The sequence below is a fragment of the Streptomyces sp. NPDC057654 genome (assembly GCF_042800135.1).
GTDB lineage: Bacteria > Actinomycetota > Actinomycetes > Streptomycetales > Streptomycetaceae > Streptomyces.
Genome location: NZ_JBHVHQ010000001.1, coordinates 52,464 through 64,746 on the forward strand (window position 1 = coordinate 52,464; position 12,283 = coordinate 64,746).

Sequence of the window (12,283 nt, forward strand, 5' to 3'; positions counted from 1 at the left end):
CGGCAGTACCACGGTGAGAAGCGTCATCCTGATACATCCAGCTTCCGCAGCAGACCGAGCAGACCGTTGAGGGAGTCGATCTGCGCCTGACCGATCGGGTCCGGACTGAAGTGCATCAGGTCATTGCGCAGCTCGGCACAGTGTTCGAGAGCACCGGTGAAGTGCTTCTGGTCGAGGGGGATCCCGGCGTACTCCCAGGCGACCGGGTCCCTGAAGAGGTGAGGGTAGTTGCCCAGGGTGAGTGCCGTAGCGTCTTCGGCCAGGGATGCCTTCTTCTTGTTCTTCTTCGCAATACACGCACGGATGTGCTCGATGTCGAGACGCCGGTCGACGATCCGCCGGAGTCGCTGCTCGACCTCTTCGATCAGTACGAACGGGCTGACGCGACTGCGGAACTCGCCCGCGATGTCGGACGGAGTGACGATCCCGCACACCCGGTGCGCGTCGTTCCTGACCAGTACGAAGCCGTGCTTCTCGATCAGACTGATGCAGTCGAGGAAATGTTCGGTTGCGGGGACTTGCGGAGCGGTGACGGTGGCGTCGGCGAGAGTTGCGTCAGGGCTGAACATCAGCGCGCCGCCGATGGATGTCCAGCTGACAGCGCCGAGCAGCCGACCGCTGTCGTCGAGGACGGGCAGTTGGCTGTACTCCTTCAGCATCATCCGCGTCTGCGCGTTCGCCAGTGTGTCCGCGGGCGTGACGAAGTCGACGGGGGCGTTCGCCGAGGGGAGGTTGCCGACGAGATAGGCGACCGATGGATGCCCCATGCCCCCGTCCGCGTCCGCCTCGCCGATCTCGTCCGCCTCGACGGTCGGCGCTCCTGCCGGAATCGCCCCCACAACCAGGTCGGCGTCGCCCGCTCGCTGCCGTGGAAGGTCCGTGCGCGTCGCTCCGACGACCCGCTGGACCACTCCGGACATGTCACGAGCCCCCTGCGTGCTCTCCCCGTGGGACGGCCCACCGGCAGGCTCGCCCACCGCCTCGGCGCGAGCAAGCCGCGTGAGCAGGGTGGCCCCGTCCGCGGCCGGCTCTTCGCCCGCCGCCACCACTGCGATGACGCTGTCGAGCGTGCCCTCCGTGAAGGGAGGAATCGACAGCAGGCCCGCGTCGTCGAGGTCGCGCTGGATCCGTGCCACGGCAGTCGGGGAGCGCCGCTCCGCATCCCACAGTTCCAGGAGCTTGCGAACGGTGAGCCGGGTGGGTTCCGCCGCTTGACGGTCCTCGTCCCGTACCCTCTCGATCAGCTGGCGTCGGGCGACCAGGTTCGCGCCAGGCTCTCCGTCGTCCGGCCTGCCGGGGTCGGCATTCCCCTGAACCACCTCCGCGAGACGCCTCGCCGCGTCGTAACGGCGCAGCTCGAAGACGGTCTGCAACGATCCCAGCGACTGCAACAGATCCGGTCGGAAGGTGTCACGCGTCAGTTCCCCGATCTTCCAGTCGACGCGACGCACATGACGCATTCCGTCCGGCTCGCCCGGCCAGAACGCGTATTCACCGGTCACGAACCCGATCGCGTACGCGCCGTCGACTCGGGGCAGCACGACGAGGTCGCCCACGGCCATCTCATGCCGGAAGCGGAAGAGTTGGCCCGTCCAATTGCCGCGTGTGTACGCGTTCTCATCCGGATAGGCAGCATCAACGACATGACGTATCGCGTTGCGACCGGCGCTGCTGGAAAGATCCTCGGTGCCGGGCCAGCCGGCGATCACCAACCCGCGCTCCAGCGCCTCCGCCTCACGCTCACCCCTCCGCCCCGCCCTGACCACCCACGCCCGCATGCCGCCACCCCGAATCGATCTCGACTACGCGTCAGATCTTCGCGACATCCGACACACGTTCGCAAGGCAAATCCGCACTGGCGACCCCGACACCCCCCTATTGCCCCATATACCAGAAATGGCATATGGGGTGTCCAAGGCGCTGTGTACTGTCTCCCTCCGCAGCATGGCCGTGCGGCCTCCGCATGCGGATTCTTCCCTTCCCGTGGCCACGGAGGTGGGTCTTTCCTCTGGGCAGATCCTTGAAAACTCATCCGCGGGGGCAGACTGCCGACGGCGGCCCGCTGTCTCTGGCCCCGCAGCTCGTGATGCCACCATCTGCGGTCAGGCCATATCGCCAGAGCCACAATCACAGACTGCCGGCCCCCTCCCCCGAGGTACGGAGCACGGCCAGCCGGATCAGGACGGGCGCGTACCCAGCGTCAGCCGCACAGTGAGCCAGCCGTCGAGTTGCCGGGAGGTGATCTCGTTCCCTCGGCTCCACCGAGACGCCGAGGAAACCGGAGTAACCCTGATCGGTAGCTTCGAGGGCGTACCGAGCGGCTGCCTCACGGTCTCCCGCCAGTGTTCGCAGTCGAACCAGATCGCTTGACGCACGAGTGTGACCGCAATGCGAAGCCCGACGCGGATGTGCCTCATCGCCGTCGGAGATCGCCACCCAGCCCTCTGATCAAGGCCAGGCTGAACACCAGTTGCGTGTTCCCTTCCTCGACCGCATCGGCGGCTGTTGCGGCAGGTCAGTGCGTGATGGTAATTCCGCAGGCCGTGTCCCGCGTAGTAGACGGCGAGGATGCCGTTCTCCGACCGGCGGGGCCGCGGAGCCGTTTCTCAAGCTCGGCGATGGTCCTGTGCGCGTCGAGCGCGCCCGCGAGGTGCGGCAGGATCTGCGTGTAGCCGAGCAAGCCGAAGAACTCGATCACGCGGCTCACGTCCGCCCGCACCTCCGGCAAGGGGAGGAGTGCGGGCCCCGGGATATGCCTCAGGGGCACCACCTGGCCCCGTGCGTACAGCGCCTCGACGCGCAAGAACCAGCGTTCGACGGTTTCGTCGAGCTGGTGAGCATGTACGAGAGGAACCGACCGGCACCCCATCGCACTGGGCCAGCCCTCGTTGCGAGCTGTGCATACATACCTCCGCGGCACGTCCGCTGAAGTTTGTCTGTACAGCCTTCTCGTCCCGCGGCCATGGCCCCAATTGCGGCCCGGTCACCGGATCGGTGGCACCGGAGACCTCCCAGCCGCCGGCTCAGCAGATGATGTGTCCGCCGATCGCCACAGCGGCTGTCAGCACGTCTTGCCACTGCCGTTCCAGCGACATGGTGGCCGCCTTTATACGGGACAACTGCCGTAGGCCGACCAGGCTCTTCCCGCAACCGTCCCAGGGCGGTTCCACCACATCCATGTTCACACCACACACCGCTTCTCCGTTTCGGCCGGCCAGTACGGAGAGTGGGTGGCCGCAGGACGAACTCGGGCCAGCCCAGGAAGCTCAGCCGGACCTGGCGCCGCGGATTATCGACGTTGTTGTCAACGAAACACCGTAAAGGCAACCGTCAGCGTAGGCATCAGGGGCTCACCGCTCCCCCGCGCTCTGGACCGCTTCACAGCTACTGAATCGAATCCGGCGGTTACCCGATGCAGCGATCGCACTGGCTTGTTCCTCGCTGTCGCCGGAGCAAGCCTCGTCAGGAGATTCCTACCGGCGAGCGCCCTCCAAGGAGCCCGGGCTAAACTGAGCCTTCCTGCCACTTCATGTGCCCGGCTGGACGATCGCCGGGACTCGTGAGATTCGGTCTGAGATCCTGTGAAGGCGAGGGTTTTCGTTGGGGGGAGCGACGGGGCAGCGGCCCACCGTAGTCGTGCTCACTGCCTTGCAAGTGGAATACGAAGCGGTGCGCCAGCACATGGAGGACGTCCACGAGGTCAAGCTGCCACAGGGCACCCTCCTCGACGTCGGCCGGATACCTGGCCTCAACTGGGATGTGGCGCTGGCGGAGACAGGCCCCACCAACACCCGTGCAGCCCTCGTCACGCAGCCCACGATCGAGTACTTCGACGCCGAGGCGGTACTCTTCGTCGGCGTCGCCGGTGCCCTCAAGGACAACGTCCTCCTCGGTGACGTTGTCGTCGCCAGAAAGGTCTACGGCTACCACGGCGGACGCGAGAGCGCGGACGGGTTCGCCGCCCGGCCCGACGCCTGGGAGCCGGCGTACGACATGGACCAATTGGTGCGCTCCGCCCGGCGCAACGCCCCTTGGGCTTTCCTCTCCCCAGACACCCGTCCCGCCACACCGCCTCAGGTTCATTTCGAACCGATCGCCTCGGGTGACGTACTGCTCGGCTCCCGCGACTCCGAGACGGCCCTCCGGATCCGTCGACACTACAACGACGCCGTGGCCATCGATATGGAGAGCCACGGCGTCACCCACGCGACCAGGATGAACCGTGCGGTGCACACCCTCTCCATCCGCGGCATCAGTGACTTCGCCGACCCGGACAAGGCCGTGTGCGATGCCACTGGCTCCCAGGAAACTGCGGCGCGGCATGCCGCCGCCTTCGCCCTGCGGGTGCTGCGCGACCTGCGCCCCGCCGGGCGAACGGTCCAGAAACGACCTCTGGAGCCCACCGTCGTCGTGGTGTCAGGCCCTGACAGCTCCCCCGGACCAACGACCTGGAGCAGCCGGCCCCTCGTCAAAGCCGGAGGACAGGAATACCTGCTGTACGAAGGTCCCGGGGACCTCCTTCACGAGTCGCGGGACGGCGACATGCTACGGCGTCAGGCCGTGGCACGTCTGGTGTCTGACGAAGAGACCTGTAGTGCCTACGTCTGGCTGCGTCAAGTCGAGTGCACACGACCGCTGCCCCGTCCGAGCTATTTCACCATGCTCGAACAGGAGGCCGGACTGTGTCGACGCCTCCGCGGCCCCGACGTCGTGCAGCTGGCCCACAGCGGGAACACTGCCACTCTCGCCTTGGCCTGGCCTGGTGATCCACAGCTCGGCCGTCCCCTGGAGACCCTCCACGAACTGCTGCCCGAACTCCCGACGCCGACGGATCCCCTACGCCTGTGGTCCATCGTGAAAGGGCTCGCTGAAGTAACCCAAGTCCTGGAGCGATTGAGCGGCGAGGGGTTCTCGCACCGGGCACTCCGGCCGACCGCGGTCATCATGCATCGGCCACACATGGTGCTGCGCGACTTCGGTCTCGCCACCGTGCCACCCCGCCGAGGTGAGAATCCCGGGCCCTATCAAGCACCCGAGCAACGGTACGGCTCCGGCGTACGCCCAGGACCCGCCACCGATGTCTACCAGTTGGGCGCGCTGCTGCACCAAGCGCTGACCGGCCGGCTCCCCGGGCCCGGACTACCTCCCTACCGTGGCTCGGCCTCCGTACCGGACAGTCTCGTCCACGCGGTCGCCGGTGCCCTGCGCGAGGAGCCCGGAGCCCGCCCAAGAGCCCGCACTCTCCGCCTTGCCCTGGTCGCCGCCGCACGCGAGCTGACGTCCGTCCCGCCGCCCCAGCGCTGAGGAGCGCCACCGTTGTCCGTCACCACCGTCACCTTGCGCGCTCCACTGGTGCTCATCCCAGGGATCGACTTTGACAACCAGCTCCGCACGAAAGCCGAATCCAGTGCAGGCCTGCCGCCCGATGTCGCGCAAATCGTGCACGATCTCAACCAGCTCGAAGGCGGCGCCGCCATGAGCATCAGTCCGGCCAACGGCAAGTACAAGCCGTCCTTGCTGGTCCATACACGTACATACCGGTTGCGCCTGGAGGTCACGAACCGAGGTACCGGCTACTTCGTCAAGCACATTGATCCACTGCGCCTGGCCGACCATGCGCGCCTCGCCAAGGCCTGCCTGCTGGTGCGCCCACCTGCCTGGCACATGGTGTTTGAACTGAAGGCCGTACCCGAGGGCTCGGACGCCCAGTGGCAGGAGCTCGACGAGGCGTGGCAGAGTCTCGGCCAGACACAGTCACAGCAGCGGGAAACCCCTGCCATCAGCGAAGCCCAGTCGGAGTTCCTCGATGCAGTGGACCAGCTGATCGATACGACCGAGGAGATCACGACACGGGAAGAACGTCAGGCTGCCCCCTTCCCGTATCAGCGCCTCACGGCCACCGGCGGCAAGCGCAGCAACGCTCCACGTTCCGTCTACGAATTCCAGCTTATCGGGGAAAAGCTGCCGCCTACTGGCGCCTTCGTCCGCATTCAGGGCGACACAGAGACCCGTGGGAAAGTCAGCAGAGCAGCAGACCGCTCCCTCACTGTCCGCTTCGACCAGCCCGTGTCATGGGACCGGCTTCCGGCACGCGGCGCTCTGGAACTCATCCCGAACAGCGTGATTTTCAACAAGCAGCGACAGGCCGTGGCAAGCCTTCGCAGAAGGGACACCAAGAACGCGGGCCTCCTACCGGCCGTAGTCGAACACCACGTGCGCACGATCCCACACACGACCGCCCAACCGCACGAAGAACTCGATCCCGAGCAACTTGAGGCGTTTCGCAAGGCGTTGACAACTGAGGACCTGCTGGTGGTGCTCGGGCCTCCCGGCACCGGCAAGACCCGTACTATCACGGAGATCGCCCACACCGCCGCGACAACCACCACCGCCGACGGTGGCCGGGTGCTCGTTACCTCCCACACCAACCGCGCCGTGGACAACGTACTGGCCCGACTGCCACGAGATCTCGTGGTGATCCGGGTCGGAGACGAGGACAAAGTTCACGCCGATGTTAAACCGTTCCTCCTGGAGGAACAGTCGGAGAGCCTCTCCGAGGAAATCCGACACGCTATGGCCCAGCGCACCCAGGCTTACCGAGAGGCAGCAGCCGTAGAGCCGTGGACAGGCGAACTCGCCGCTCGAATCCACCAAGTAGACGGTCTGATGGAAGAAGCGGAAACCGCCGCCCTGCGTCTACAAGAGGCTATCCAAGCGGCAGCCGCACCGGCCCAGGAACAGTTAGCGGCGCTCCAGCGCGAGGAGCATGAACAGAAGTCGACGCTGCAGTCGCTGACCGAGCGGGCCACGCGTCTCCAGAAGAAGGCACAGTCCGAGCGGCAGCGCTCCAACGCCCTTTTCACCGGTCGACTGCACCGCTCCCGAGCTCACCGCCGGGAAGAGGAATTCACCACAGTGTGGGCCGAGATTCAGCAGCTCGAGACACTGGGCGCCGACCTGCGTCAGAAGGCCAAAGCAGCGAGTGTCGAGGCAGAGCTCGCGGTCCGCCGGGACACTGCCGTCAGTGCAGCCCGGATCGCACGTCAGGCAGCAGAACGCCGCCTGAGCGATAGCCTTCAGTCTGCCTACGAGGCCGCTGACATGGCCGTCCAAGCGCTGGCTGCGGCCGTGCCAGGCACGCCCATGCCCACTCGCCTGACGGTTCCGGCCGATGCGGCAGCCACGCTGCATACCCTGCACGGGCGGCTGGAGGGTTGGCTGCCGCTCCTCTCGCAACGCCAGGAGCTCACCCGGCAGTGGCAGGCTGCCATAGGCCAGGAACCGAGCCAGCTGGTGCCCGAACTCGTCCGCTACGCCCAGGTGGTCGGCGCCACCTGCATCGGCGCCGCATCTCGCGCTGAACTGGCCGGAGTCGATTTCGACTTGGGGATCGTCGATGAAGCCGGCCAGATCGGCGTCGCGGACACGCTGGTGCCCCTGACCCGGGTTCGCCGTGGGGTCCTGGTCGGTGACGACCGGCAACTGCCACCCTTCCGAGACTCTGAGGTGGACGAGTGGGCACAGAACATCGGCGACCCCGAACTGGTCCGACTGATTTCACAGAGCGCCTTGGAACGCTTGCGGGCCGGACTGCCTTACTCCCACGTCGTGCAGCTGACCCGCCAGCGTCGGATGCCCGCCGAGATCGCCGACTTCATCTCGGCCACCTTCTACCGGGGAGAACTGCTCACCGAGAAGGTCCACCGGCACACCGACCCCTTGTTCGCGAGCCCGATAGCCTTCGTCAACACTGCCGCTCTGCCTGACCACGTACGTCGTGAGTCGGGGGGCCGTCGCACCGAGGGTCGTGGTCGCAAGGGCCCCTTCAACACCTGTGAAGCACGTCTTCTGGCCAGCCTCGCCGCCTTCTACCACCACCGGGGTTCCGAGTGGGTGGTCATCGTCCCCTACCTCGCTCAGCGTCTGGAGATCATCCGCCATCTGACCCCCCTCATCGGCGACTCCCAGCTTGCGGAGGCCTCGGTCGGCAGCGTCGACTCCTATCAGGGAGGAGAGCGCGACATCGTCCTGTACGGCTTCACACGCAGCAACCCTGAAGGCCGGATTGGGTTTCTCAAGGAACTACGCCGCGCCAACGTCGCCTTCACTCGGGCCAAGAGCCAACTAGTCCTTGCGGGTGACCTGAGCACTCTGATGTGTGCGGATGATCCCGGCTTCCGCACTCTCATGGGCGACCTGCACCAGCATCTGCTCGACCGCGGCGACCTACAGGCATATCGGGACGTCATGGCGACCCTCGGCGAAGCCGTCTCGGACGTGGGCGAAGCTGCTGGCGTATCCCCAGAAAGAGGCCGATCGTGACGCCTGCTCCCCGCCTGATGAACTTCCCCGAAGAGCGAGTTCTGGAGGATGCCGCCTTCGGCCAGGGCATCGTACCCACCCGGATCTACTCACTACTGCTGCCGGTCTGGCAGGTGGAAATCCGCGCCGACATTACCGAGGGCGAGGCATTCTTCCTGATCGACCGGTTCCTGGAGCGCGGGCTGCGCCACGGCGCCTTGCATACTGTAGACGAGCTCGCCGCGTTCTTTGCCCTGGACCGCGCCTTGGTCTCGCAGGCCGTGCATTTCCTGACCAGGATCGGACACCTGCGGGAGGGGTCCGGAGGCCGGCTGTCCCTGACACCGCTGGGACAGCGCTCCGTGGACGACGATGTCCGCTATGTGGTCTCCCGCCAGGACCGGCGCAAGCTGTACTTTGAGGCTCTGAGCTGCACCCCGCTGACTCGGGACCACTACGACGACGATGTCGTGACCTTTCTGTCCGGCGACGAATTGGCCCGGGCGCAACGACGCGACCACTACCCGCGCTTCACACCGATCCAGGTGACATCGGGCTTCGACCGCTCAGCCCTGGACCGCCTCAAGGACCGTAAGGACCGGGCCCGGTTCAACCTGCCCGTCGCCCTGGACGCCCTGGAGTGTCTGAGCGAAGCCCTCGTCTTCCTGCCCGTCAACCTGGTCCGCGGCCGGAAGGGGCTCCTGGTCTATGGTCAGGCCAAGGCGGGAACCTCACACGACCCGGAGCTCAGCGAGCTCTGCACCCGTACTCCAGAGCTGATCAGCGCTCTCGACAATGAGGAAATGAGTGATGAGGCGGACGAGCGCCTCCTGCGGTCCGCTCGGAAGTGGCTCCGTGAGCAGGGCCTCGACTCCGTCGCCCCGGAGCAGGACGACGACGGTACCTGGTCGGTCTCGCTGCCCGCCACCGCCTTCGGTGCGAAGGGGATCCCCGTGTCCCGCATCGGTAGTTACCGCATGGCAGGCAACCGCTTTTTCCGCGTGTGGTGTCAAGAGGAAACACCGCGTAAACGCGCTCTCCTTGACCGATTGGACCAACGAATGGGATCGCGTCGGCAAGTCACTCGGCAGGAGGCGGAAGAACTCATCACTCGCCTGGCCCTCCAACTACGCCTGGCGGTACCCGAAGTGTCCCGACTCCGCAGCGGCGCTGAGAAGACCGGACTCAGCGGGCTGGAAACCCAATTGGCCCGACTGGAGAATGAACAAGAGTGATCGACACCGGCCAAGTCCTGCTTGCCGAGTACGAGCAGATCAAACAGGAGCAGCGAGCCCGTATCGGTTTCCGCGACAACCTCATCTACGCCACCCTCGGCGCCATGGCAGCGGTTATCGGCTCGACGCTGGCTCGGGACGACCACCTTGAAATGCTGCTCTTACTACCCCCGCTGTCCGTCATCCTGGGATGGACCTACCTGGTCAACGACGAGAAAATTTCAGCCATGGGCCGATACCTACGTGACGAACTTGCCCCTCGCTGCCTGGAACTGATGCCAAACCAGGCCGATGCCCTCGTCTTTGGCTGGGAATCTTCGCACCGTCGCGATGTACACCGCCGCTCACGAAAGCGATTCCAGCTTTTCGTGGATCTGCTGACGTTCTGTGGGGCGCCACTTGCGGCGCTAACCGTCTACTGGCTGCTCGGCCCGACTCAGTGGCCACTGCTCCTTATCTCGCTGGTCGAGACAACTGCGGTCATCGGTCTGGCCTTCCAGATCGCCCGCTACGCCGAGCTCAGGGGCTGACCAGGCCAAGGACCTTCGTCGCGAGGCTTGGGCCCCAGACGTCGCACTGCCAGCTAACCAGCGAGCGCGATGAGCCCGTAATCGAAAACGGTAAGGCCGGGAGGCCCCCTGCGGTAACGAGACCGGGAAATTCGCCCGATTGAACGAGCTTCCCGGTCACCGCCCAGCTATCTCATAGGACAGACATGAGCCATCTCTATCAGCACGTGTGTCGGTGCAGCACCCACGTCTCGCCCGGCATCCAGGAGTCTTGCATCGCAAACGCTACGTGATCCCGCACCTCACACGGGCCGACGAAATGGCCAAGCCCAGAGCTCAGACGCTCCCCAACGACCCCTTCGAGGAGCGAGGTCACATCACGTCACCCGCCGCGAGGGTCCTTTCCGCATTATCGATCAGCTCCTTGTAGGTGAGGATCTCAATGCGGTTCAGATGCGATGTGTAAATCCTCAGAGCATCATTGATTTCCTTTTCGTCAACTTCTGGCTGACTCAGTGGATGCCCGATGAGGACGAGCGCGCTGGCGCGACGCGTATCAAGACCGAACTCCGCATATATACGCTCTCGATTCTCATCCAGGCCAACCAGGTAGTTGATGGCTTGCCCCAGGGCGTCATTCACCTCTCTCCTGGGCACCCAAGAGCCCCGATGCCCCTTCACCAGCTTGACCGCCGCCGCTTGCTTCAACTCAACTATGTGAAGCGATCCGTCGCCACGAATCAGGGGAATATCTACCTCATCCCCAGGCACTAGCCTTCTTTGCTGGGCCTCACCGATGAAACGACCGCCGAATACCCAGTACATCCCCTTCAACACCCGCTGCAAGGCGTGTTCGGACGCAGTTGCATCTTCGGCCACCCGACGCAGCTCGCGCAGATGGGCGTCCCGGCGCTGAAGTTCCGCCGCTTGCAGGACGGTTCGCCCATCTTCATCTCCCGCCAGGACTGAGAGGGCTTCAGGGGAAGACATGATACGGCGGATGGCTTCCTTCGGATCCGTCACCTCAACTCGGTTCCTCAACACACGCTCCGTCCACAGCGCGCGCTCGGCGATCCCACGTGAGATGTGGTATCGCGCCGGATCTTCTACAGGGGCTTGCATGAACTCGGCATCTTGTCCCAACTTGCGCACATGCTCCAGAACCTCCGCAAGAACAGCCTCAGGGTGCTCACTCAAATACTTCTCGGCTTCCTGGCACCAGAACTCGTTAGTGATGGCCACAGTCCTCGCGATAGATCCAAGCCCCAACTCGTCACGCGGACCACGGTCCAGGTACTGCAACCGGTACTTCTCTTCATAGTCGGGCCTCAGAAGTCGCCCCTCCGTGTAATGGATAGCGTCTTGCACGGACCTTACAATCTCCCATTCTTCTTCCTTGGCCGCCAAAAATCGCGCCTGCTTGAGAAGTTCCGCCAGCCGCTTCCCTCCCCTCCTTCTCCCTCCAGTTCCCGATTGCACGTGACACAGAGCGACCGTCACTGCGCTTTTCACGGTCTCCGCCGTTGCAGCAGAGAAGATCTTGCCGAGGTGGAGCTCAAGAGCCAGGTCGGATCGTGTAGGCATGAGCAAGATTCTGACGCACGGGTCTGACAGACCACCTGTCGGAGCCCCTGCTTGCGTACGCCGCTGGCCGCGCCCTCTGCCCACACGAGCAAGGGCCTCGGGCCGGCTTCCGGCAAATGGATACCCACCTCGCTGGCAGCTCTCTCTGATTCGCCAGCTTGTCCAAACGAACCCCGAGTCCTCCGGCAGACCGGCTCCCATGGCAGCAGCACCGCGTGGGGCGCAGTGATCGTTCGGGCTCGCGCTGGGCGCCGTCCCAATGACGGTACGGGAGAGCGGTGGGAAGGATTCAACGAGCCGACCGCACGGCCCCGGCGTCCAACGGGTGGGGCCGATGCCAAGGTGCGGAGCAGGCACGCGGGCGTAGGGAGCCGCATAGTGGCATCTGCGCACGCGGCATCGTCTTCGAGAAAGGGAGGTGTCGCACGTGGCCGTCGAGGACCGGGCTTCCGATTACCACAAGCTCGGACAGGAGGCAGCAGCGGACTGCCCCGTGCCGCGCGTCGGCGAAGGCAACTGGCAGGTGAACGGATACGACGAAGCACCGCACCGCGCTGCGCAACACCGCCGCCGTGCACTCGGTCTCGGTATCGAAACCGCCGAGAACCTGCCCTCACCCATCCAACGGCCGGTACTCTGCCGAGACGGACCGGA

At 65.1% G+C, this 12,283-nt stretch carries 8 protein-coding genes; 4 read left to right on the forward strand and 4 right to left on the reverse strand.

The window, feature by feature from the left end:
* Positions 1-23: 23 nt before the first annotated feature.
* The 3 genes from ACFU99_RS00190 to ACFU99_RS00200 form a co-directional block, all read right to left on the reverse strand.
* Positions 24-1,778, reverse strand: coding sequence for a CBS domain-containing protein (locus ACFU99_RS00190; protein WP_384383459.1), 1,755 nt, complete (start codon positions 1,776-1,778; stop codon positions 24-26).
* A gap of 737 nt (positions 1,779-2,515) precedes the next feature.
* On the reverse strand, positions 2,516-2,707 hold the full coding sequence (locus ACFU99_RS00195; protein ID WP_384383462.1) for a hypothetical protein: 192 nt from the start codon (positions 2,705-2,707) through the stop codon (positions 2,516-2,518).
* A 316-nt stretch (positions 2,708-3,023) separates the two neighbouring features.
* Positions 3,024-3,179: a hypothetical protein gene (locus ACFU99_RS00200; RefSeq protein WP_384383465.1), complete on the reverse strand. Its 156-nt coding sequence runs from the start codon at positions 3,177-3,179 to the stop codon at positions 3,024-3,026.
* A 457-nt stretch (positions 3,180-3,636) separates the two neighbouring features.
* On the opposite strand from ACFU99_RS00200, the gene ACFU99_RS00205 reads away from it, so the two are divergent.
* The 4 genes from ACFU99_RS00205 to ACFU99_RS00220 are packed head-to-tail and all read left to right on the forward strand — an operon-like array spanning position 3,637 to position 10,066.
* On the forward strand, positions 3,637-5,304 hold the full coding sequence (locus tag ACFU99_RS00205) for a hypothetical protein (protein ID WP_384383468.1): 1,668 nt from the start codon (positions 3,637-3,639) through the stop codon (positions 5,302-5,304).
* Between the two features lie 12 nt (positions 5,305-5,316).
* Positions 5,317-8,322 carry an AAA domain-containing protein gene (locus ACFU99_RS00210; RefSeq protein WP_384383471.1) on the forward strand — a complete coding sequence of 1,002 codons (3,006 nt, stop codon included), beginning with the start codon at positions 5,317-5,319 and terminating at the stop codon, positions 8,320-8,322.
* On the forward strand, positions 8,319-9,536 hold the full coding sequence (locus tag ACFU99_RS00215; RefSeq protein WP_384383474.1) for a hypothetical protein: 1,218 nt from the start codon (positions 8,319-8,321) through the stop codon (positions 9,534-9,536). The genes ACFU99_RS00210 and ACFU99_RS00215 overlap by 4 nt, the downstream gene beginning before the upstream one ends.
* Positions 9,533-10,066 carry a hypothetical protein gene (locus tag ACFU99_RS00220; RefSeq protein ID WP_384383477.1) on the forward strand — a complete coding sequence of 178 codons (534 nt, stop codon included), beginning with the start codon at positions 9,533-9,535 and terminating at the stop codon, positions 10,064-10,066. Before ACFU99_RS00215 ends, ACFU99_RS00220 begins: the two co-directional genes overlap by 4 nt.
* Positions 10,067-10,417: 351 nt before the next feature.
* On the opposite strand, the gene ACFU99_RS00225 is transcribed toward ACFU99_RS00220, so the two are convergent.
* A complete protein-coding gene (locus tag ACFU99_RS00225) occupies positions 10,418-11,629 on the reverse strand; it encodes a Shedu anti-phage system protein SduA domain-containing protein (RefSeq protein ID WP_384383479.1) in 1,212 nt (403 codons plus the stop codon).
* Positions 11,630-12,283: the final 654 nt, after the last annotated feature.

Coding starts and splice junctions, on each gene's coding strand:
- ACFU99_RS00190 (WP_384383459.1), bottom strand. CDS start 1,778: ATGCGGGCGTGGGTGGTCAGGGCGGGGCGGAGGGGTGAGCGTGAGGCG.
- ACFU99_RS00200 (WP_384383465.1), bottom strand. CDS start 3,179: ATGGATGTGGTGGAACCGCCCTGGGACGGTTGCGGGAAGAGCCTGGTC.
- ACFU99_RS00225 (WP_384383479.1), bottom strand. CDS start 11,629: ATGCCTACACGATCCGACCTGGCTCTTGAGCTCCACCTCGGCAAGATC.